Below are 20,487 nucleotides of genomic sequence, written 5' to 3' on the forward strand. Positions count from 1 at the left end.
GCAGCAGACCGTCGACCTGAGCCCTCGACGGCAGAGGTGAGCACCGGCCCCGCCGCAGCCTTCGACGTCTCACCGCTTACCGTGCACGAGCTCGTAAGACGTCATCTCATTTGGCAGGGTCGGTAGGCTGCGGGCCGTGGTGGGGATCGTTGAGCGGCTGGTGCCGGACGAATTGTGGGAGTTGTTCCAGCGGGTGGTGCCTGAGGCTCCTTCGCGGCCTCAGGGTGGTGGCCGACGTCGGCATGGTGACCGGGAGGTGCTGGCCGCGATCGTGTTCGTGGCAACCTCCGGGTGCACGTGGCAGCAGCTGCCCGCCGCGTCGTTCGGGCCTTCCGGGGCCACGGCCCACCGCCGGTTCACCGAGTGGTCGAAGGCCAGGGTCTGGGCCAAGCTGCACCGCCTGGTCCTTGATGAACTCGGCTTCCGGGGCGAGCTGGACTGGTCGCGCTGCGCGATCGACTCGGTCAACATGCGGGCGATGAAAAGGGGGACCTGACCGGTCCGAATCCTGTCGACCGGGGCAAGTACGGCTCGAAGATCCATCTGATCACCGAGCGGACCGGTCTGCCCATCTCCGTCGGAATCTCCGGCGCCAACCTCCACGACAGCCAGGCCCTGATCCCACTGGTCAAGGGCATACCCCGATCCGATCACGCCGCGGCCGCCGCCGACGCAGGCCCGGCAAGCTCCATGCCGACAAGGGCTACGACTACCGCCACCTGCGGCAATGGCTCTCCGGCCGAGGCATCCGCCACCGCATCGCCCGCAAGGGCATCGAATCCTCCCAGCGGCTCGGACGACACCGGTGGACCATCGAACGCACCATGGCCTGGCTCGCCGGCTGTCGACGGCTCCACCGACGCTACGAACGCAAAGCCGACCACTTCCTCGCCTTCACCAGCATCGCCTGCACCCTCATCTGCTACCGCAGGCTCACCAAATGAGATGGCGTCTAAGATGATCGATGTTGTATTGAGGCTGTCAGCCCGTGACCTGGTGCATGCGGACCTGGCGTCGTGCGGGTGGGCGGGGTCTGACCACCACTTGGCCGGCGTCGCCAGGCAGTTGGACCGTGCCCGGGCTGGTGAGGTCGACTACCTGGCGGTCTGCCCCGGGACGAACATTCCTGTGGCGAAGGGCGGTGTCGACTACCAGGTCAAGGAGGGTGTCGGCACGTTGTGGCAGCTGGCGGTCCATCCCGCGTTGCAGTCGTGCGGGATCGGCACGTTTCTTGTCGAAGCCGCGGAGCTGCGGATCAGGAACCGCGGTCTGCGGCAGGCCGAGCTGGCCGTGGAGGAAAGCAACCTTCGGGCTCGTGCGCTGTACCAGCGACTGGGCTATGTCGCGTACGACCGCCGGCCGGACTCGTGGGACGAACAAGCCCCCGATGGATCGTTGCGCCGCCACGAAACGATGTGCACGTTGCTGCGGAAGGAACTCTCCTGAGGGGTGACCCGCAAAGGTCTTCGACAGTCCCGGCAACGGGGGCTATCCCATAACTGCTCGGGCCGCGTCGAGGAACGCCAGCCGGTTGTCCTCCAGGTGGTCCCGCACGCTCTCACCGTCTGGCAAGCCTTCCCACACCGTCCGGTTGAGATCCAGGAAGTACGCACGTGCCGCGTCGTGTACGGGCAGGGGGAATTGGATGCGGATGAGCCGTTCTGCGACCCAGAGCCTGTTCATGACGCCCTGGGCCGTGAGGTACCAGGCGTGGGTATCGTCCCATTCGGAAGGCCGACTGAACGCAGAGCGTTCGGCCTCGGCCGCCACCTCGATGAACCGCTCCAGCAGCGCCAGCCGTTCCGCACGCCGAGCCTCCGAAAGTGCGCTCGGCTGCCGTTGCTGCTCGGCACGTTCCGCTGGCAACTGAGTCCTGTGCGGGACCAGGTAGGACAGCATGCCGCCGAGTACCACGCCGCCCAAGGAACGGGAGCCTGCCGCACGAGGCGGTCAGCCCGATCTCGACGGGCGCCCGTCACCGGCAGACGGGCTGCGGCACCTCTCATAGGTCGCAGCCGGCCTTGCTACCCCGTCCAGCAGCCGTGTGCCGTCTGGGCAGGCACATGCTGCACTGCACCGGCCCGGCCGTCGTACCGCCACCGAGGAACTCCGAACGCCGCCGGGAACATCGCGGGGTGAGTGCGACAACGAGGCCGATGCCTCGGGCAGCTCACCACGTCCAGCCGCCGGGCGCCCTGAAGCTGCCGAGGAACTTCATGTGACACCCGCAACGAGGTCCTGCTCCCCGAGGCGGTCGAGGCGCCGACCGTGGCGGCCGGCTGCAAGCTGTCCGGGGGCGAGTGGATCTCGTACTGCGACGGGCAGGAGGTCACCGACCCCGGCAAGCTCGACATCGACCACATGGCCCGCTCGCCGAGGCCTGGGGCTCCGGCGCCGGCACGTGGGACGCCAAGCGCCGCGAGGCCTACGCCAACGACCAGGACGCCCCCACCAGCCTGGTCGCCGTGACCGCCCGCACCAACCGGTCCAAGGCCGACCAGGACCCGTCGGCCTGGATGCCGCCCCTGCCCGACGCGCACTGCCGGTACATCGGCGAGTGGACCGCGACGAAGCCGCGCTGGGGCCTGACCGCGGGCCAGGCCGAGATCGACGCGCTGAACGTGTAAGCCGAGGCGTGCGAGAGCACCGTCGTGCACTTCACGCCCGCCCCGTGACCGTGGGCGCCCGGTCGGGGGGGCCGGGCGCCCACTCTGTTCGCAAGTTCGATAATGCCGGGGTCGGGGCTCCTCCTCAGCTGTTCCTGGCCTGGGCCCGATCGACCGGGAGCAGCAGCCGGTCGGCGAACTGGATGACCTGGGCCGCCCCCGGTCAGGTCGTCGAAGTCCACGACGGCCGTCTGCGCCTGCCAGTGCCAACGGACTGAACCAGCAAGCCGCCGTGAAGGGCCCCTTCCGTGCAAGGTCCCCTCTCGGGCCGCCCGCAATATGAGATGGCCTTCCGGGCTACGGCCGGATTGTGCCAGCATGCCGGGCATGCAGCAGCAGCTGATTATCAGCGGCAGCGTGCCGGCACCGAGCCCGAGGGAGTGACCCTTCCCGCGCTCACCGCCCGCACGCAGACCTCTCGCACCTCGCGAGGGGTCTTTTCCATTTTCCAGCCCCACCACGGCCCCATGAACAGGACCACCACCCATGGAACACACCCGGCTCACCGTCACCCTCCGCCCCGGCCACGGAACACTCGCGCGGCTCGCCGCCACGCTCAACAACCACCACGTGCTGGACCTGACCTACACCACCGCACCGGCGGACACGGCCAGAGCCGTCGTATGTGTGGCTCAGTCCGACGCCCTGCGCGCACAGCACAAGCTGCGCAGGCTCGTCGACGTGATCGAGGTGACGCCGACTCCCGCACCGCCGGACACCGCAGAGACGGCAGGCCTCCCCCACACCCGCCACCCCGCCGCCGGCGCACCATGCCTGTGAGCGGCCCGCCCGGCGCTCTGAGCGGCCTGTTCCGCTCCCGTTCCACCCCCTCCGCCCAGCCTGCTGTTCCTGGTCGACGTCCTCGTCCTCGTCGCACTCGATCGCGTCCGGGTCGCGGAGGGGCCGCAGGCCAACACGGCAAGTCCCGCGACCCCCTTCGGCATGCGGTGGGGCGTAGGTCGGCACCAGGGTCCGGCATGGCAGTTGTTCTCGGCGAGGTGAGTGAAAGGAGATCGGGTAGTACGAGCGGTGACCAACCGTGATCCGCTCCACTTCAAGCCTTTGGGGAAGAGGGTGGACACGGGCTTCCGGCTCCCGGGGCATCCCTGCAGGGGGCAGCGGATGCTGTCCAGCTTCGCGACGTTCGCGGATGTTCCTCCGGCCGTGGATCGGCAGGGCTCCGATGCCGAGAGGGGATGTTTATCCGGGCGAGATCGGCGCAGACGGTGAGCTGACACAGTCTTTATCCGACGAAGTGGAGAGGCATGATGGGCATCATCGCGTGGATCCTCATCGGTTTGATCGCCGGCGCCATCGCCAAGGCCCTGATGCCGGGCAAGGACCCCGGCGGCATCATCATCACCATGCTCATCGGCATCGCCGGCGGCCTGCTCGGAGGCTGGCTCGGCAAGGTCATCTTCGGCGTGGACTCCATCGACGGCTTCTTCGAGATATCCACCTGGATCGCCGCCATCGTCGGCTCCGTCATCCTCCTCGCCCTCTACCGCCTCATCACCGGCAACCGTCACACCCATCGCCACGCCTGACCGCAGAAGGCACAGGCCTCACAGTCCCGAACGGCTCCCTCTCCCGTTGTCCACGGGACGGGAGCCGTCGGCATGCACGGGCCCGTCCACTCCGGTGGGACCGTCCGTGCTCGGTCTTGGGCCCTTGCCTCTCCCTGTCGGCCCCACCCGGCCCCCGCCCCGTCCGGTGCCGACGCTTCCGCCGCACCACGCCGAGCTCCCTCAGGAGCCAGGCCGAGGATGTCGGTGACGATGAACCTGCTGCGGCCCTTGTCCTTCTCGCCCGCGTCGAAGCCCTTGATGGCGGCGGGACAGTGTCGGCGGTGCGGACGGACTGCGAATCGATGAAGCCTGCGGTACTCCACAGAAGTTGCGCCAGAACCCGTTCTCATGGACAACGCCAGCCGTTTCTGCCGTGGAAGGCCGCATGGCCTCGTCGCGCGAGCAGGACGCGGTCGCGCGGGAGGGCGAAGCCTGCGCGGCCGAACATCTGGCGCTCGAGCATCTCGATCCGGTTGACGTGGCCTCCGACGGCACCAGAGTCGCAGGGCAGGATAAGGCCAACGATGACGGCGTCACGGTCGCGGCCAATCAGGGCCGGCGACAGGGAGAAAAGTACGCAGCGCCGACCCAAGACGGAGAGGTCCGGGGTTCCGCTCCGCGTAATCAAGAGCCACTGAACCGCGCCGGTACAGAGCCGCGTTACGTCAACACCGTTGACCGGGATGGGCACGGCCTGTCTAGGATCCGCCCTACCGCCCCGCCAGCCTTACAGCATTACGGAGTGCCATGATCGCCCCAGAGCCGCAGACCGATGCCGGACCGGATTTCACACCCGCCCTCGACTTCGCCTTCGAGGTCCGTGTCCTCCTCGCCCCCTCCCTGCACATAGGGCACGGGGACGGCGAAGTCACCGAGTACGTTCCCATCACCGGCGGCACTGTCGATGGTCCCCGCCTGCGCGGCACTGTCCTGGCCGGTGGCGGCGACTGGTGCGACAGACGCCGCGGGGTCTACCAGCTCGATGCCCGATACCTCCTTCAAGCCGATGACGGCGCGGTCATCGACATCACCAACCGCGGTTACCACCACGAAGACGACCCCAGCGTCCCCGCCCAGTACGACGGTGCCCTGCAGGTGTCCGAGGCAGGCGTGTACTACCGCACCTCCCCCGTCTTCCGCACCGACGCCCCCGCCCACCTCTGGCTCGCCCGCACCGTCTTCATCGGCCTCGCCCGCGGCGACGACTCCGAAGTCGCCATCCGCTTCTACTCCGTGACCTGACCACCACCGTGACCAGTAGCGGGGGAAGCCTCCCGAGCACGTCCACCTGGAACAACCGCCGGTCGTGCCGAAGTGAACTGCCGCATCACCACCGGATACGGCAACATCTGGTCGTACGTCTGCGGCAGCGGCCGGGGCTACGACGGAAACCTGCGCAACGGCGGCTGCCCATGGCTCTGCCGTTCCTGATCCTCGCCCCGGCATCACATGAATCACCGAAGACCTCTCCGGTGGACGCACACGGCCGCACCGGCCCACGCCGAGTGGCCCGCACCAACTTGGTGCGGGCCACTCCTCCACCCAAGGGTCTGCCGGAGGGGGAATCCGGCAGACCCTGCCTATCCAGAGCGCCCCCAAGCGCTCAAGGCCCGCATACCCCCGCCCCCTCGGTCCACACCCCTGCCTCCCCGGTACTGAGCCTGACTTCGGCCCGGTACCCGCCGGCCAAGCCCCGGTATCCGGAAACGCCTCTATCGGTCCTGGAGTCCTCGACGGGGTTCCGTGCCCCGATCGCTTCCTCCGCGCCGCCTGCACTCCCGGCCGGTCACGGCAAGCCCGCTGGGGACGGAACCGTTCGCACGGCATCCGTCGGCTGCCTCGTACAGACCGCTGAAGCGCGTTGCAGAAGGTCGGGTCCGGACAGGTCAGGGCCGGTTTCGAGCCGGCCTGGTCTCGCTGTCATGGCGAGGTTGTGCAGGTGGGCGACGGCCTGGACCGCGTGGTGAAGGCCGTGGCCGCGTCGGCGGCAGTCGCGCAGGATCTTGTAGTGCTTCATGCGGGCGAAGGCGCGCTCGACACGGGACCGCGCCCGCGGGTGCTCGGCGTTGTCGCCCTCCTCGCCGGGCAGCAGGGTCCGGCCGGGGTGTTTGCGGCGGGGACCACCCGCGGCCGGTGTCGATGTAAGCGCCGTCGGCCGGCGCGGTCACGCCCTCGCGGACGGTGGCCAGGCCGGAAGTCCCGCCCGGCCTTCGCGTCCGCGGTGGTGCCCGGCACCGGCCGTGCCGCGGCGACCAGGAGCTTGGTGTCGGCGTCGATGATGACCTGCGCGTTCGCCGAGAACCGGTAGGTGCGTGAGGACGCCCCGCCCTTCCGGTCGCGGACCGGGATCGGGGTGCCGTCCACACGCCACAGCGGTTCGGACTGCCGCATCCGCAGACCCGCGAACGTCTCCACCCACAGCGGTTCAGCCTTCAACACCCCACACGTACAGTCGCCGTCAGATGGGCGCCCACCATTGGTCCGAGGCGTCACCGCCGACTCCAAGGACGAGGCGGCCGAACGGTCCCGGCCACGATGTGGGACGTCCAGCGGTTCACCGAGCAGCACCGCTACCGCTTCGGGTTCGTCGAGAACATCGTCCTCTGGAAGCGCTCCTCGACCGCCCACCAGGTCCCGACGACGTGAATGAGCCGGCCAAGTGTGGTGTCGACGGGGCAGTGGGCGATGGAGCAGGAGAGTTCCTCGGGCCGGCTCGCGATGCGGCGGGCGGTCACCCAGGGCCGGCGGTCCTCGCGGTGCCAGGGGCGGACCTCCACTCTCGCCCGGTCGAAGACGCGGGGGCCGTGCGAGGCGTTGCCGCAGGAGCGGCGCTTTCACTTCTGCCTGGACAGATCAGGGAACAGGATGTGGACGGGGTGGTCGAGGGCCCAGCGGGTGACGACGGTGTCGTGCCGGGTGGTGGCCATGACGTGGAAGACGTCCGCCCGCTCCAGTTCGGTCCGCCGGCTCTTGGAGGAGCCGTAGCCGGCGTCCGCGGTGACCCATTCCGAACGGGATCTTCCCCTCGATGAGGGTGCGGCCACGGCTGGTGGCACAGGCGAGGAAGACGCCGACCTGGCAGTTCTCCGTCCGCCCGGCCGTGCCGGAGTACTGGCGCTGGGCCCCGGCCGGCCGGCCGGATCCCCTTTCTTCAGGAAGCCGGTGCGGACTCCCGGGGCTCCGACCTGCCGCAACGGTGCATGAACCGCCCGTGCACAGCTTTCGGTTCACCCGCCCACGATCGGGCGTCATCAAGTTCCCCACCCGTGAACGCACCAACGGACGACCTGGTCACCCGTCACTGCAAACACCGTTGCAGTGACGGGGGTGTCTTCAGCTGCATCAGCGTCCCGAGCGCCCGCCCGGCCAAACTCAACGACTCCCCCTCGCGCAGGCGTCTCCAGATCTCGTGCTGCCGAGCCGGCGAGGACCCGTAGTCACACGCCTGCGTCTCCACGATCACATGATCACCCGAAGGTGGTTCGTTGATCACTTGAGGATGCCAAGGTTCTTGACAGCTCATCAGATCAGCAGCGGGACCGGGGCTTTGACGGAAGGTCCGTGCTCCAAGCAGCAGATTCCGAAGGTTCGCGCGAATCCCCTTGCGCAATGGTCAAGAATCGTTGACCATCACTCGCATGCCTACCGACGATCTTCCCGAGACGTTTCACGTCACCACGGACGAGCAGCTGCGCGCTGTCTCCAATCTCACGCGCCATCGGATCATGGCCGTGCTCCGCTTCGAGCCGGCGACGATCACGCAGATCGCCGAGCGGGTGGGCCTGGCGAAGGGGAGCTCCAGCTATCACGTGCGGCTGCTGGAACGGGCCGGCCTGGTGAGGGTGGTGCGGACGCGGAAGGTCCGGGGGGTCACCGAGCGGTACTACGCGATGGCCGCGCGGGCGATCGCACTGCCGGATCCGGGCCAGGGAGGGCCGGACGCGCTGATGCGCCATGCGGTGGCGGACCTGGAGGCGTCGCCGGCGGACGGCGAGCGGCACGTGCGGATGGCGCATCTGCGGCTCACCGAGGAGCAGTTCGCAGAGCTGGGGGCGCGGCTGCAGGCACTGGCGGACGAGTACCGCGAGCTGTCCGATCCGTCACTGCCGGACGCGTCACTCGTCTTCGCACTGTTCCACCCGGCACCGCGCGCACAGGCCGAAGGGGACGCCAAGTGATCTCAGGCGTCCGAAAGTTGCCGACCGGGTTCGGACGGCTGTGGACCGCGCAGACGATCTCCTCGCTCGGTGACGGGGTGACGCATGCCGCGCTGCCGCTGATCGCGTTGACATTGACGCGGGATCCGATGGCGCTCGCCGTCGTCACGGCCGCCGGGACACTGCCGTGGCTGCTCTTCGGGGTGCTCGGCGGTGCGCTGGTCGACCGCTGGGACCGCCGGCGCACGATGGGGGTCGCGGACGCGGCACGTGCGGTGCTGCTCGCGATACCCGCGACGGCGGCCGTGCTTGACGTCCTGAGCATTCCGCTACTCGCGGCCATCGCCTTCCTGCTCGGCCTCGGCGGACTCTTCTTCGATACGGCCGCCACGGCCTATCTGCCGGATCTGCTCCGCCGCGACCCCGCACTCCTGGAGCGCGCCAACTCCCGCCTGCGCGGCGCCCAGACCGCCATGTCCGGCTTCGCGGGGCCGCCCGCGGGCAGTGCGCTGCTCGCGCTCGGGCGGGCGGTTCCGCTGCTCACCGACGCGGTGTCGTTCCTGCTCTCCGCACTGCTCGTACGTACGCTGCCCGCCATGCCCCGCCCCGTGCCGGAGGTCCGCGAGTCGCTGCTTCGGCAGGCGCGGGCCGGGGCCTCGTACGTCTTCCGGAACCGGGTGCTGCTCGGGCTCGCGCTCCGCCCAGCGGTGGGGAACGTCGCCTTCCTCGCTGTGGAGACCGTCCTCGCCCTCTTCGCGCACGAGCGCCTCGGCATCAACACCTACGGCTTCGGCCTGCTCCTCACAGCGGAGGCCACCGGCGGCCTGCTCGGTGCGGGCATCGCCTCTTGCCTTGGCCGACGACTCGGCACCGGCACCGCACTGACCTGCACAGCCGCAGTCGAAGGGCTTGCCGTCCTGTGCCTGGCCGCTGCCCCGAACCCGTACGTGGCCGGGCCGGCACTCGCCGTCTGCGGGGCCGGCATGGGCGCCACGATGGTGCTCGGGCCCTCCCTCCGGCAGGCGATCGTCCCAGCCCGTCTCATGGGCCGGGTCGCCTCCACCTCTCGCATGCTCGCCATGTGCGCCGCCCCCCTCGGGGCCTTCCTCGGGGGCTGGCTGGCCACCACCTACGACATCCGCACCCCCCTCTATGCCGCCGCCGGCCTCCTCCTGGCGATGACGGCCGTCACCGCGTCCATGACCAGTAACCGCCGGGTCGAAGCGGCGCTGCGTGCCGCCGCACCGGCCGGCGGTCCTGATCACCCGGCCGGGGACTTTCCTCAGGTGGGCCACGAGTTTGCGTAGTGACCAGCGGGTGGAAGCCGGCCGAGGTTGGTGGGGCGGGTGGTGGCCGTCTGGACGACGAAGTCCTCGTCGTCAGGTGTGAGCAGGCGGGGACGGCCTCCCGCCCATTGAGGGACCAGGCAGGCCCGGCCGATCTCGTTGAACCGGTGGATCAGGTCCCGGACGGTGTCCTCGTCGGCCCGGACCAGTTGCGCGATCACCGGCATCACATTCCCGCCGGCCGACGCCGGCAGCATCGTCACACGCCGGTGGCGCACCGGGCTGGTGCTGCCCGTCGAGATCTCACCGGGCTGGTGCTGCCCGGTGAGATCTCGACGGGCGACGATCCTGCCGACCTCGGTCGGCGGCGGCTCGGATCCCCTCGGCCCGGCGGCCGGTCCGGACCGGTGGGAACATCGTCCGTGGTGTCCCCACCGGCTTCGCCGAGATCCGGCTCGCCCGAGGGGGCGACTTGTCGATCAGGCCGGGCTCCTTCTGGATCCGCTCACATGACCTGCGCTGCTCTCGGCCGGCCGCCACTCTCGGCCCGGGCCTCGTCCTCGATGCCGGACGGCCGATGTGAGCGGCGAGGAGCACGTACCAGTCCCGGAGGAGTGGGTCCGGAGACCACCGCGCGCCGACGGGCCTCAAGCTTCGATCAGAAACACTTCGTCGACGTAGCACCACGCCCATGACTCGTCATGGGCCAGCGAGAAGACGACCGGATGACCTGTGGCCTCGTAATGAGCGTGTGCGTGTCGCCCTCGGGAGCTGTCGCAGCACCCGACGGCTCCGCAGGTCACGCACCGGCGCAGGCGGACCCAGTCGTGACCGAGAGCCACGCATGCCGGGCAGACAGCGGACGGCACGGTGCTCGGGGGGCGCGTGAGCGTCGAGGCGTGAGTGCACACCGAACCCTGCGGACGGCCACCGTCCGGAGCGGCGCTCCACCTCGATGTCGAAGCCTCTGGGGTGTCCTCGGCCGGAGCCTCCCCTTCATCCGGCGGGGTCTCGTGGATTTTGCTCATGGTTGATCCGCCTCCGTGTCGCGTGGCCTCCGTCTTGCTTTCGAGGTGTCATCCGGGCACGGGCCCGTCAGTCGCCGTGTCCCGTTCCGCCACTGCCGAAGCCACCGCTGGAAATGCCGCGCCACTTGCGCCGCTCCTCGCTCTGGGGCCCGGGGTCGGCCTCGCCCGAGCTTTTGAGGTTGTAGGGCATCAGCCGATTCTCCCCGTCCGTATGCGGCATCTCCGCGGGCTTGCGGTACTCCGCGACCTCGCCTGGCAGCCTGTCCGTTTCGGGCCGATGCGGCTGGGACTCGGGAGGGGGCGGAGGAAGCTCCTTGTTCTTGAGGCGGATGCCGAGCACGAAGGCCCCGATGAGAACGACGACGACAACCAGTCCGCCGAGCACCTGGGCGAGTCCCGACTGCCAGACACCGGCGGCCAGCAACGGCTCGCCGAGGGAATGTGTGTCCATGAGGAGTCCCGTTCGTGTGACCGTGTCTCGTCGGCATGGGCCTCGGAGGCACGGTGGTCGAGAGCGACGATCCTGTTTTCCGTGCGAGGACCGGTGGCGGATGCGCACACCGTCCGGATGCCGTCACGGAGACGGCATCGGCCTCGACACGTCTCCCCGTCCGCATGCTGCAGGGCCGCGTGGAGAGCCGGTCGGTGTTCCGGCGCTCTGTCGCGGTTTCCGCCCTGCCCCGACCCCGCCGGATACAGCGACTTCCACAGCCTCCACGACGGACGGGCTTCGGGGCACACGGCTTCCTTCTCCGCATGGCGGCCGCCATGCGCCGCGCCGCATCCGGCAGGTGAGGGTCGGGGGAAGACCGGTCAGCAGGCGTGCCACGGGCTCCGAACCGGAGAAGGACGTGGTGACGGTCGACGTCTACGAATCGGTCCTGCGCGGTCACGCTCCCACTCCGGACTCCCGAGAACGGGGGCCCTGCGGTGGGCCGGCTTCCGATCCGCCGCAGGGCCCGAACAGCAGGGCGTGCCGAACGCAGGGAAGGTCGACGCCTATCCGTCCGCGACGCCGTACCGAGCGGCCCTGGACACCCTCGCGCCCCAGCTGCTCCGGCACCTGCGTCCGGACGCCTCCTGGCTCGACGCTCGCCGACGGCGTGACGCCCGGATCCTGGCGGCCGGCGCGCACTCGACGATGCTCGTCCCGGCCCGGGCCCGAGGCCTCGTGCTGAGGCTCGCCTGCTTCTGCCGATGGCGCAACCCTGTGCCGTTCGACCACAAGGATCCGGCCCCGGCGGAACGACTCACCACACATGCGGCCCTCTGTCTCGACAATGCCCGCCAGTACGGGACACCCCGCACCCGCGCCGGTGCACCCGTCGGGACGTGTCGAGGCCCTCGCCCCAGGACCTCCGCTCGGACAGGGCATCAGCCACCGCCGGGCAACCGACCGGGCCCTGCCCACAGGAACCCACGCTGTTGATCTACAACACCGGCTTGCTGCCCGGTTCACCGCTTGCGCCCCCGCTCCCGGGCCTGTTCACCGACGCCCGTCTCCTCACCACAACCGGCGGTGGTCACGGTCCGTCCGTGAGGAACCCTCCGTTTCCGGTGTCGTCGCCCGGCGGCCGGATCAGAAGCCGAAGATCCGGAACAGGAAGAACAGTCCGCCGAGGACGGCGCCGAAGAGGATGAGGGAGACCCAGATCATCGGGTGGTCCCAGATGCCGCCGTCGGCACGTTCGGGGTGGGCCGAGGAGGTGCAGCCCTCCACGGGCGGGGTCTCCTCAGGAGGTACGAACGGCACGCTCATGATCGCTCCCTGGATGTGTGCGGCGGCCCGACGCCGCCGGGTCTCCACCGTCTCCCACCACCGCCGTCGCCGCGAGACGCGTCGATCGTGCGTCGATAGAGGGCGCGCAAGAGGGGCTCTTCCGGCGTCGCGACACCCGGCGGATCACCTGCGTCACCATCGCGGCCGAAACGGAGCGCCGTACCGGGAGGACGTCCCGCGTGTCCCGGGCCCGGCCGCCTCGGACGGGACGCCCCGGTGCCTTCGCCCGGAGCGTCCACGCGGGCCGGCGCCGCGGGGCTCTCGCCCGTCGCGCCGTGCGACTGTCCAGAGATCGTAATAGGCGATACATTTACGCCTTGAAACTCCACGATCTGAAACATGGGAGGCGGGACGGCGCGGCCCCGAGGACTGCGTACGGCCTTCAGTGGTCTCCCGCTGCAGGAGGGAAAGCCATGAGCCCCACGCTGGCCGACGAGATCCGCGGTCGGCTCGGAGAACTGAGCCCTGCCGAACGCAAGGTCGCGCGGGTCCTGCTGGCGGGCTACCCGGCCGCGGTCTTCGAGACGGTGGCCACGATCGCGGAGCGGGCCGGCGTGTCGGCGCCCACGGTGCTGCGGTGCGCATCGCGGCTGGGCTTCAAGGGCTTTCCCGATCTGCAGGCGGCCCTCCGTTCGGAACTCGACGCCCGCAACGCCTCGCCCATCACCCTCTACACGGCCACGGAGGCGTCGGAGCGACAGACGGCGACAGCCCCGCCGGGCTCCGCGACCACCCCTCTCGGCGAGCGCTCGGCCCTCGTGCAGCAGGCGGTCTCCCAGACCTTCGACGAGGTGGCCCAGCACGAGTTCGAGGAGGCGGTGAGCCTTCTCGGCGACCCCAGACGCCGGGTGCACCTGGCGGGAGGAAGGTTCACGCATCTTCTGGCCGAGTACCTGGGCCTGCACCTGATGCAGTTCCGCGACCAGGTGAGCCTCCTGCCCCACAAGGACGTGGAGCGGACGTCCTTCCTCACGCAGCTCGCCCGACGCGACGTCACCGTGCTCTTCGACTACCGCCGCTACGAGGCCGACAAGACGCTCATCGCGGAACTGGCCCGGGAGCGGGGCGGCAAGGTCATCGTGTTCACCGACCCGTGGCTCTCCCCCGCCGCCGCCCACGCGGACGTCGTCCTCATCACCCAGGTCTCCTCGGACTCCCCCTACGACAGCCTGACGCCGGCTCTGGCGATCGTCGAGTCGCTCGTCGCCGCCGTCCTGGAACGGATCGGCGGCGTCGGCCACGAACGGATGAAGGAGGCCGAGAGGACCGCCCGGCGCACCGGCCTCCTGTGAGCGAGATCCCCGCGGCCGGCCCCCGCCCCTCCACGGGGGTCCGGCTTCGGTGCCTTGCGCACGGGACGAGGAGACGCGGGGAGGGTCCCACGGCGCGGGTCAGTCGAGGGCTCCGTTGACGGTCGCCTCGGCGATCCCGATTCCGGGGACCCGGTACTTCGTGAGGATCTTGCGGTACGAGCCGTCGTCCATGAGGGACTGCAGGGCCGCCCGGACGGCTTCCTTGAGGCCCGGGTGGTCCTTGGACACCCCGATTCCCATCGGGGAGGCACTGTACTCCCCCACTGCCTCACGTCCTGTCACCGTGGAGAACGACCTGCCGCCGTCCGCGGTGGAGGCGACGTACGCGGCGGTGACCTCGTCGAGGTAGTCGGCGACGACCTTGCCGCTGCGCAGGGCGAGTTGCGCCTCGGAGTCCTTGGAGAAGGCGAGGATCTCGATGGGCGGCAGACCCTTCGCCTTACAGAGCTCCTGACGCTGTCGCAGGAGCTTCTGGTGGTTCGTTCCGGTCTGGACCCCGACGGGCTTGCCGCAGACGTCCGTCACCACGGCGATCTTCTCGGGATTGCCCTTCTCGACGAGCCAGCCGGGGCCCGCATTGAGGTAGTCGACGAAGACCACGGACTTCTGTCGGGCCTTCTTGTCCGTCATCGCCGACATGACGGCATCGAACTTTCCGGCCTGCACGGCAGGGAGGATGCCGTCGAACTTCTGCGCCTCGAACCGGAACCTGACGCCGAGGCGGGCCCCGATGGCCTGGCCCAGGTCGTAGTCGATTCCGGTGATCTGGGTGCTGCCCTCCTTCGCGTACATCTCGAAGGGGGGATAGGGGACGTCGGTGGCGACGCGGACGGTGCCCGCGGCTCGGACGGTTTCGGGAAGCTTGGCGTAGAGCTCGGGGTCCGGCTTGATGGTGAGGTCGGGCAGGACGGTGGCGGGTCCGGCCATCCGGGACCCGGCCGAAGGCGAGGCATCGGACTCCGTGCCGCATCCGGAGGCGAGCAGGGCCAGGACGACGACGGAGACGGCTGTGGTTCTGTGGCGGGCGGGCATGACGTGGCTCTCCTTGTGGGACGGTGCGGTGCACGGGCGGGGCTGGTCGAGCAGTACCGGCGTTGCCGGGGGCGACCTGCGGCGTCCAGGTGCGGGCGTCGTACTGGTCTCCGTCGGTGAGGTAGCTGTACCGGCCCCGGCGGAGGGACCAGCCGTTCGCGGAGTCGTGTGCGCGGGCGTCGCGCAGGTCGAGGACGGCGACGCCGTGGGGGCCGGCCTGCTCGTCGAGGCCTTGGTCTCGTCGGGGGTGGTCGGGTTCGGGCAGTGAGCGGGATCGGCTCGCGGAGTGCCGGCCGGTCCCGCTTGCGCGAGGGCTACTGCGACGCGATGTCGATCCGCAGCGCGGTGAGGGTCTGGGCGCCGGTGCCGTCGCCGGTGAAGGCCGCGAATCCCCGCGTCTTGGTGAAGGTGACCGTGAACCGCGGTCCGGTCTCGAAGGTCGTCGCCGTGGCGCTGTTCTGTGCTCGGGTCGACGCGAGCGCACGGGCGGTGGTGCGGAAGGAGTAGGCGGTGCCGTCCGGGTCGGCGGCCGAGTGGAAGACGTCGGCGTTGACGGGGACCGGCGCCGTGCTGCTGGGCGTCAGGCGTTGCTTGCCGGGGGCGACCTGCGGCGTCCAGGTGCGGGCGTCGTACTGGTCTCCGTCGGTGAGGTAGCTGTACCGGGCCCGGCGGAGGGACCAGCCGTTCGCGGAGTCGTGTGCGCGGGCGTCGCGCAGGTCGAGGACGGCGACGCCGTGGGGGCCGAGGACCGTCATGTGCTCACGGTTGCCGCCGGGGTGGTCGACGACCAGGGCGGTGTTCTCCTCGAGGGCGTAGACGCGGTCGTGGCCGGTGTCGGAGGCGAGGCGCAGCGCCCGGCCTTCGCGTCCGTAGGCGCCGGTGTGAGTGTCGACGAGTCCGGAGCGGAGGAAGCCGAACCCGCCTTCGGGGAGGTACCCGAGTCGGGTCGGGTCGTCGAAGTAGCCGGGCGCGCTGCCGTCCCGGAGCGACTCGTAGGACTCGCCGCCGCTGACCATGTCGGGGCCGGAGGCGATCTGGGCGCCCGCGGAGGAGCCGGCGACGACGGCGCCGTGGGCGAGCTTGGCGCGGATGGCGGCGAGGACCTTGGAATCGGTGTGCCGGTCGCCGCGGAGGAGGGTGGTGACGTAGCGGTACTGGTCGCCCCCGCCGAAGAAGAAGCCGGTCATGGACTCGACCTGGGCTACGACGGCGTCCGAGTCGGCGTCGGCCACGTGGTCGATGTCGAGGGGGATCCACTGGGCGTCCGCGGCGCCGTGCCGCTTGAAGAGGTCGGCGTAGTAGGCGCCGTTGCAGGCGGAGTTGCTGCACAGGTCGGGATCGCCGGCGTGGGGGTCCTGGCTTTCGGGCACGGAGGCGGCGGTGATGACCCCGATGCGGGCGGTGGGGCCGCCGGCCCGCTCGATGATCTCCCCGTAGACCTCGGCGTTGTCCTCCTTCAGACCGCCGCCGATCAGGACGAGCGACCCGCCGGGGGCCCGGTGGCCGGAGGTGACGCCCTGCGCGGAGGGGGTGGCGGCGGTGAGGAGGACGAGGGCGATGCTGCTGGCGAGAAGGTTGCGGCGTGTGGTGCCGGGGTGCGCGCGCATAGTGCCTCCATGCGTCGGGTGGATGGGTGATCGGGGCCGCCGGCCGTCTCCGGGCCCGGCGGCCCCGGCCCGCTCCGGCAGGGCCACGAGGCCCGCCGAAGGGGCGGAGGGAGGGTGGGTGCCGGGTCGGGGTTCAGCGATCGGTGTTCCTCGCGTCGCCGAGGGAGGCGACGGTCGCGGCGAGGACGGCGATGCGGTGGGGAACGCTGGTGACGTCGAGCCACTCCTTCGGGGTGTGGTCGGCGCCCCCGACGGGCCCCAGCCCGTCCAGGGTGGCCACCCCCATGCCGGCGATCAGGTTCGCGTCGCCGACTCCGCCGGTGGCGGCGGCACCCACTTCGATCCCGACAGCGCCGGCCGCGGCCCGGGCCGCCTCGAGCATGCGACGGGAGGCGGGGGTGTCCTCCATGGGCGGGCACAGGTCGAGCTGCTCGACGGAGACGCTCGTGCCGGGTACCGAGGGGTGGTCGGCGGCCTCCTGGATGGCTTGCCGGACACGCCGTACGTCGGCGATGGTCGCTGCCCGGACCTCGACGCGCAGTTCGGCCTCGGAGCAGACGATGTTGGCGCGGGTCCCGGCGCGTACGACCCCGACGTTGACGGTGACGTCGTCCCAGTGACCGTTCAGGGCCTGAAGCCGAACGATCAGGTGTGCCGCGGCCAGCGCGGCGTTGGCGCCGCGTTCCGGTTCGATGCCGGCATGGGCGGCGCGGCCGGTGATAGTCAGACGGAAGTCGGCCACGCCCTTGCGGGCGATGACCAGGTCGCCGTTCTCCCTGGCACATTCGAGGCCGAGACCGTAGTGCATGTCCCTGGCGGTGTTCTCGATGAGGGTGCGGCTGGCCGGGGAGCCGATCTCCTCGTCCGGGGTGGCGAGGAACACCAGCTCGTCGTAGGCGTCGGCACCGTACTCGTCGAGGACCTCCAGGGCGGTCAGGCCTGCGAGCAGGCCTCCCTTGTCATCGCTGACCCCGGGGCCGTACGCCGTGGAGCCGTCGATGCGGAAGGGGCGGGCGGCGGCGGTGCCGTCCTCGAAGACCGTGTCCATGTGGCCTGCGAGCAGGATTCTGCGACCGCCGTCGGCTTCGCTCAGGGTGCCCTTCCTGCGTGCGACAAGAGCATCACCTGCCTGGTGGCCGTCGTGTGGGGCGAACGAGATGCGCTCGACGGAGAAGCCGAGACGGGTGAGCCGGTTCTGCACCCAGTCGGCGATCTGGTTGACACCGTCCGGCGAATAGGAGCCGGAGTCGATGGAGACAAGGGCCTTGAGGTCGTCGAGGTACGCGGAGTTCCGGGACCGGGCCAGGTCGAGCAGTTCTTCGGCCGGCTGCTGCCGGCGGGTGGGGGCGCTCACAGGACCTTGGACAGGAAGGCGCGGGTGCGTTCCTGCTCCGGGTCGACGAGCACCCTGCGGGGGTCCCCCGCTTCCACCACGACGCCCTCGTCCATGAAGACGGCGGTGTCGCCGACCTCGCGGGCGAAGCCGATCTCGTGGGTGACGACGACCATGGTCATGCCGTCGGCCGCGAGCTGCCGCATGACGTCCAGCACGTCCCCGACGAGCTCGGGGTCGAGGGCGGAGGTCGGCTCGTCGAAGAGCATCAGCTTCGGCTTCATGGCCAGCGCCCGGGCGATCGCCACGCGCTGCTGCTGCCCGCCGGACAGCTGGGCGGGATAGTGATGGGCGCGGTCGCCGAGTCCGACCCGCGCCAACAGCTCCCGCGCCTGTTCACGGGCGTGGCCCTTGGGGACCGAAGCTACCTTCACGGGGGCTTCCATGACGTTCTCGAGGGCCGTCATGTGCGGGAACAGGTTGAACCGCTGGAAGACCATGCCGATGTCCCGGCGGCGTTCGGCGACCTCGCGTTCGCGCAGCTCGTGGAGCTTGTTGCCCTGCTGGCGGTAGCCGACGAGCTCTCCGTCGACGGTGAGCCGGCCGCCGTCGACCTTCTCCAGGTGGTTGATGCAGCGCAGGAAGGTGGACTTGCCCGAGCCGGAGGGGCCGAGAAGGCAGCAGACCTGGCCGCGCTCGACCGTGAGGTCGATGCCCTTGAGCACTTCGAGTCTCCCGAAGTGCTTGCGTACGCCTTCGGCGCGCACCATGGGGGTGCTCATCGGTTCCGCTCCTTGCTGTTCTTGCCGAGCCGCTCCACGGTTCCGCCGAGCAGGCGCCGGAACGGTGAGACGTGTGCGGCGCGGGTGGTGCCGCGTCCGTAGCGTCGTTCCAGCCATGCCTGGGGCACGCTGAGGAGGGTGACGAGGGCCAGGTACCAGATGCTGGCCACGACCAGCATGGGGATGACCTGGTAGTTCTGGGCGTACACGTCCTGGATGTTGGACATCAGGTCGTGGGCGGAGATGACCGAGACCAGGGCGGTCATCTTGAGCATGTTGATGGTCTCGTTGCCCATCGGCGGGATGATCACGCGCATGGCCTGGGGCAGCACGATGCGGCGCATGGTGAGCGCGGGCCGCATGCCCAGCGAGTGCGCGGCCTCCGCCTGGCCGGGGTCGACGGACTGGATGCCGGCGCGGACGATCTCGGAGGCGTAGGCGGCCTCGTTCAGCCCGAGAGCGAGCAGGGCCGCGATCGCCGGGGTCAGCAGCGTGTTGGTCTCGGCCTGGAAGAACGTGATGTCGGTGAAGGGGACGCCGATCTTCACGTACTTGTAGAGCGCCGCGGCGTATCCCCAGAAGATGATCTGGACGAGCAGGGGCGTACCGCGGAAGACCCAGACGAAGGCGTTGGCCAGGCCGTACAGCACGGGGCTGGGGGAGAGCCGCATGACGGCGATCAGCGTTCCCAGCGCCAGACCGAGGAGCATGGCGGCCGCGGTCAGCCAGAGCGTGGTGGCCAGACCGTCGAAGATGAGGTCGGCGAAGAGGTGGTCGCCGACGACGTCCCAGTGCAGGTTGTCGTTCTTCGCCAGCGATCCGATCAGCCCGACCAGGGCGAGCAGCGAGGCGACGGCGGCGATCCAGCGCCCGTAGTTGCGGACCGGGACGATCTCCGGATCACGCGTGCTCGTCGGGCCGGTCGTCGTGCGGCCGGCGGGGGACTTGGTGTCGATCATGCTCAGTCCACCGACGCGTTCTTGGTGGCTTCCTTCACGAGGATGGAGCCGACGCCGTACTTGTTGTAGATCCTGAGGAGGGTGCCGTCGTCCATCAGGGACTGCAGGGCCTTCTGGATCGCGTCCGTCAGCTCGGGCTGCTGCTTGCTGATCGCGATGCCGTTGGGCGTGGCGTCGTAGCCGCCGGACGCGGCCGGGTCCTCGACCAGGTCGAAGGCCTTGCCGGCGTCGGCGGTCTTGGCGACCCAGCCGGCGGCGGGCTTGGTCAGCACCTGGGCGACGACCTTGCCCGAGCGCAGGGCGAGCTGGGCGTCGGAGTCCTTGGGGAAGGTCTGGATGTCGATCTTCCCCTTGCCCGCCTTTCCGCAGGCGTCCTGATGGGACTTCAGCAGGTCGAGCTGATGGGTCGCGGCCTGGACGGCGACCTTCTTGCCGCACAGGTCGTCGAGAGTGGTGATCCTGCCGGGGTTGCCGTCGCCGACGAGGATGCCGGAGCCGGACTGGGAGTAGTCGACGAAGTCGACGACCTTCTGCCGTTCCTTGTTGTCCGTGATGGCCGACATCGCCGCGTCGAACCTGCCGGCCTGAATGGCCGGGACGATGCCGTCGAACTTCTGCGGCGTGAAGGCGAAGGTGACGCCGAGCTTCGCGCCCAGCGCCTGGCCCAGGTCGTAGTCCAGGCCGGTCAGTTCGGTCTCCCCCTCCTTCACGAACATCTCGAACGGCGGGTACGGCACGTCCGTCGCGACGCGCACCTCGCCGGCCTCCTTGATCTTCTCGGGGAGCAGGTCGTGGAGGGCCTGCTCCTTCTTGATCACCACACCGGCGACGGTGACCTTGCCGGACGGGGCGGCGGGGCCATCGTCTCCACAGGCGGACAGGGAGGCGAGCATGATCGCCGCGGCAGCGGCGGCCGCTGCGGGGCGTGCGATACGAGCGTTCATCGCGTGGAACCTCTCGGTGGTTTTCTGCCGAC

18 protein-coding genes and 5 pseudogenes are annotated in these 20,487 nt (G+C 69.9%); 10 read left to right on the forward strand and 13 right to left on the reverse strand.

What is annotated here, in order from left to right; translation table 11 throughout:
- Positions 1-145: 145 nt before the first annotated feature.
- Both ACIGW4_RS29020 and ACIGW4_RS29025 read left to right on the forward strand, forming a co-directional pair.
- Positions 146-944, forward strand: a pseudogene (locus tag ACIGW4_RS29020) (IS5 family transposase).
- Between the two features lie 13 nt (positions 945-957).
- On the forward strand, positions 958-1,446 hold the full coding sequence (locus tag ACIGW4_RS29025) for a GNAT family N-acetyltransferase (protein WP_399583759.1): 489 nt from the start codon (positions 958-960) through the stop codon (positions 1,444-1,446).
- A gap of 42 nt (positions 1,447-1,488) precedes the next feature.
- Here the strand turns inward: ACIGW4_RS29025 and ACIGW4_RS29030 are convergent, their stop codons facing one another.
- On the reverse strand, positions 1,489-1,899 hold the full coding sequence (locus ACIGW4_RS29030) for a hypothetical protein (RefSeq protein ID WP_399583762.1): 411 nt from the start codon (positions 1,897-1,899) through the stop codon (positions 1,489-1,491).
- A gap of 318 nt (positions 1,900-2,217) precedes the next feature.
- On the opposite strand from ACIGW4_RS29030, the pseudogene ACIGW4_RS29035 reads away from it, so the two are divergent.
- The 5 genes and pseudogenes from ACIGW4_RS29035 to ACIGW4_RS29055 form a co-directional block, all read left to right on the forward strand.
- Positions 2,218-2,627 (forward strand): annotated as a pseudogene (locus ACIGW4_RS29035) (HNH endonuclease family protein); the annotation flags it as partial.
- A 525-nt stretch (positions 2,628-3,152) separates the two neighbouring features.
- Positions 3,153-3,446 (forward strand): hypothetical protein, encoded by a 294-nt coding sequence (locus tag ACIGW4_RS29040; protein ID WP_398711895.1) that lies wholly within the window; start codon positions 3,153-3,155, stop codon positions 3,444-3,446.
- Positions 3,447-3,934: 488 nt separating this feature from the next.
- On the forward strand, positions 3,935-4,213 hold the full coding sequence (locus ACIGW4_RS29045) for a GlsB/YeaQ/YmgE family stress response membrane protein (protein WP_123458838.1): 279 nt from the start codon (positions 3,935-3,937) through the stop codon (positions 4,211-4,213).
- Positions 4,214-4,619: 406 nt separating this feature from the next.
- Positions 4,620-4,985 carry a hypothetical protein gene (locus tag ACIGW4_RS29050; RefSeq protein ID WP_399583964.1) on the forward strand — a complete coding sequence of 122 codons (366 nt, stop codon included), beginning with the start codon at positions 4,620-4,622 and terminating at the stop codon, positions 4,983-4,985.
- Positions 4,982-5,476, forward strand: a complete 495-nt coding sequence (locus tag ACIGW4_RS29055; protein ID WP_399583766.1) for a DUF3237 domain-containing protein — start codon at positions 4,982-4,984, stop codon at positions 5,474-5,476. Before ACIGW4_RS29050 ends, ACIGW4_RS29055 begins: the two co-directional genes overlap by 4 nt.
- 673 nt (positions 5,477-6,149) lie before the next feature.
- Here the strand turns inward: ACIGW4_RS29055 and ACIGW4_RS29060 are convergent.
- A pseudogene (locus ACIGW4_RS29060) lies at positions 6,150-6,616 on the reverse strand (transposase); the annotation flags it as partial.
- A 221-nt stretch (positions 6,617-6,837) separates the two neighbouring features.
- A pseudogene (locus tag ACIGW4_RS29065) lies at positions 6,838-7,529 on the reverse strand (IS701 family transposase); the annotation flags it as partial.
- A 343-nt stretch (positions 7,530-7,872) separates the two neighbouring features.
- On the opposite strand from ACIGW4_RS29065, the gene ACIGW4_RS29070 reads away from it, so the two are divergent.
- On the forward strand, positions 7,873-8,412 hold the full coding sequence (locus ACIGW4_RS29070) for an ArsR/SmtB family transcription factor (RefSeq protein ID WP_399583769.1): 540 nt from the start codon (positions 7,873-7,875) through the stop codon (positions 8,410-8,412).
- Positions 8,413-8,429: 17 nt separating this feature from the next.
- A complete protein-coding gene (locus ACIGW4_RS29075) occupies positions 8,430-9,698 on the forward strand; it encodes an MFS transporter (protein ID WP_399583772.1) in 1,269 nt (422 codons plus the stop codon).
- Here ACIGW4_RS29075 and ACIGW4_RS29080 read toward each other — a convergent pair.
- The 4 genes and pseudogenes from ACIGW4_RS29080 to ACIGW4_RS29095 form a co-directional block, all read right to left on the reverse strand.
- Positions 9,648-9,934: pseudogene (locus ACIGW4_RS29080) on the reverse strand (helix-turn-helix domain-containing protein); the annotation flags it as partial. The gene ACIGW4_RS29075 and the pseudogene ACIGW4_RS29080 overlap by 51 nt on opposite strands.
- A gap of 390 nt (positions 9,935-10,324) precedes the next feature.
- Positions 10,325-10,705, reverse strand: coding sequence for a UBP-type zinc finger domain-containing protein (locus ACIGW4_RS29085; protein WP_399583775.1), 381 nt, complete (start codon positions 10,703-10,705; stop codon positions 10,325-10,327).
- Positions 10,706-10,772: 67 nt separating this feature from the next.
- On the reverse strand, positions 10,773-11,156 hold the full coding sequence (locus tag ACIGW4_RS29090) for a DUF6479 family protein (RefSeq protein WP_123457790.1): 384 nt from the start codon (positions 11,154-11,156) through the stop codon (positions 10,773-10,775).
- Positions 11,157-12,284: 1,128 nt separating this feature from the next.
- Positions 12,285-12,464, reverse strand: coding sequence for a hypothetical protein (locus ACIGW4_RS29095; RefSeq protein WP_123458839.1), 180 nt, complete (start codon positions 12,462-12,464; stop codon positions 12,285-12,287).
- 434 nt (positions 12,465-12,898) lie between these two features.
- Here ACIGW4_RS29095 and ACIGW4_RS29100 point away from each other — a divergent pair, with 434 nt between their 5' ends.
- Positions 12,899-13,777 carry a MurR/RpiR family transcriptional regulator gene (locus ACIGW4_RS29100; protein WP_398711904.1) on the forward strand — a complete coding sequence of 293 codons (879 nt, stop codon included), beginning with the start codon at positions 12,899-12,901 and terminating at the stop codon, positions 13,775-13,777.
- 99 nt (positions 13,778-13,876) lie between these two features.
- On the opposite strand, the gene ACIGW4_RS29105 is transcribed toward ACIGW4_RS29100, so the two are convergent.
- The 6 genes from ACIGW4_RS29105 to ACIGW4_RS29130 form a co-directional block, all read right to left on the reverse strand.
- Positions 13,877-14,830: an ABC transporter substrate-binding protein gene (locus tag ACIGW4_RS29105; protein ID WP_399583779.1), complete on the reverse strand. Its 954-nt coding sequence runs from the start codon at positions 14,828-14,830 to the stop codon at positions 13,877-13,879.
- Positions 14,831-15,144: 314 nt separating this feature from the next.
- Positions 15,145-16,437, reverse strand: a complete 1,293-nt coding sequence (locus tag ACIGW4_RS29110) for a cyanophycinase (protein WP_399583782.1) — start codon at positions 16,435-16,437, stop codon at positions 15,145-15,147.
- Positions 16,438-16,570: 133 nt separating this feature from the next.
- A complete protein-coding gene (locus tag ACIGW4_RS29115; protein ID WP_399583785.1) occupies positions 16,571-17,791 on the reverse strand; it encodes a M20 family metallopeptidase in 1,221 nt (406 codons plus the stop codon).
- Positions 17,788-18,552: an amino acid ABC transporter ATP-binding protein gene (locus tag ACIGW4_RS29120; RefSeq protein WP_123457797.1), complete on the reverse strand. Its 765-nt coding sequence runs from the start codon at positions 18,550-18,552 to the stop codon at positions 17,788-17,790. The genes ACIGW4_RS29115 and ACIGW4_RS29120 overlap by 4 nt, the downstream gene beginning before the upstream one ends.
- Entirely contained in the window at positions 18,549-19,511 is a 963-nt protein-coding gene (locus ACIGW4_RS29125) for an amino acid ABC transporter permease (protein WP_398711910.1), read from the reverse strand. The genes ACIGW4_RS29120 and ACIGW4_RS29125 overlap by 4 nt, the downstream gene beginning before the upstream one ends.
- A 2-nt stretch (positions 19,512-19,513) precedes the next feature.
- Positions 19,514-20,455 (reverse strand): ABC transporter substrate-binding protein, encoded by a 942-nt coding sequence (locus ACIGW4_RS29130; protein WP_359591359.1) that lies wholly within the window; start codon positions 20,453-20,455, stop codon positions 19,514-19,516.
- Positions 20,456-20,487 lie beyond the last annotated feature (32 nt).

It is taken from the genome of Streptomyces sp. NPDC053513, from assembly GCF_044544765.1.
In the GTDB taxonomy this organism is placed as follows: Bacteria; Actinomycetota; Actinomycetes; order Streptomycetales; family Streptomycetaceae; genus Streptomyces; species Streptomyces litmocidini.

Coding starts and splice junctions, on each gene's coding strand:
- ACIGW4_RS29025 (WP_399583759.1), top strand. CDS start 958: ATGATCGATGTTGTATTGAGGCTGTCAGCCCGTGACCTGGTGCATGCG.
- ACIGW4_RS29030 (WP_399583762.1), bottom strand. CDS start 1,899: ATGCTGTCCTACCTGGTCCCGCACAGGACTCAGTTGCCAGCGGAACGT.
- ACIGW4_RS29040 (WP_398711895.1), top strand. CDS start 3,153: ATGGAACACACCCGGCTCACCGTCACCCTCCGCCCCGGCCACGGAACA.
- ACIGW4_RS29045 (WP_123458838.1), top strand. CDS start 3,935: ATGGGCATCATCGCGTGGATCCTCATCGGTTTGATCGCCGGCGCCATC.
- ACIGW4_RS29050 (WP_399583964.1), top strand. CDS start 4,620: ATGGCCTCGTCGCGCGAGCAGGACGCGGTCGCGCGGGAGGGCGAAGCC.
- ACIGW4_RS29055 (WP_399583766.1), top strand. CDS start 4,982: ATGATCGCCCCAGAGCCGCAGACCGATGCCGGACCGGATTTCACACCC.
- ACIGW4_RS29070 (WP_399583769.1), top strand. CDS start 7,873: ATGCCTACCGACGATCTTCCCGAGACGTTTCACGTCACCACGGACGAG.
- ACIGW4_RS29085 (WP_399583775.1), bottom strand. CDS start 10,705: ATGAGCAAAATCCACGAGACCCCGCCGGATGAAGGGGAGGCTCCGGCC.
- ACIGW4_RS29090 (WP_123457790.1), bottom strand. CDS start 11,156: ATGGACACACATTCCCTCGGCGAGCCGTTGCTGGCCGCCGGTGTCTGG.
- ACIGW4_RS29095 (WP_123458839.1), bottom strand. CDS start 12,464: ATGAGCGTGCCGTTCGTACCTCCTGAGGAGACCCCGCCCGTGGAGGGC.
- ACIGW4_RS29100 (WP_398711904.1), top strand. CDS start 12,899: ATGAGCCCCACGCTGGCCGACGAGATCCGCGGTCGGCTCGGAGAACTG.
- ACIGW4_RS29105 (WP_399583779.1), bottom strand. CDS start 14,830: ATGCCCGCCCGCCACAGAACCACAGCCGTCTCCGTCGTCGTCCTGGCC.
- ACIGW4_RS29110 (WP_399583782.1), bottom strand. CDS start 16,437: ATGCGCGCGCACCCCGGCACCACACGCCGCAACCTTCTCGCCAGCAGC.
- ACIGW4_RS29120 (WP_123457797.1), bottom strand. CDS start 18,552: ATGAGCACCCCCATGGTGCGCGCCGAAGGCGTACGCAAGCACTTCGGG.
- ACIGW4_RS29125 (WP_398711910.1), bottom strand. CDS start 19,511: ATGATCGACACCAAGTCCCCCGCCGGCCGCACGACGACCGGCCCGACG.
- ACIGW4_RS29130 (WP_359591359.1), bottom strand. CDS start 20,455: ATGAACGCTCGTATCGCACGCCCCGCAGCGGCCGCCGCTGCCGCGGCG.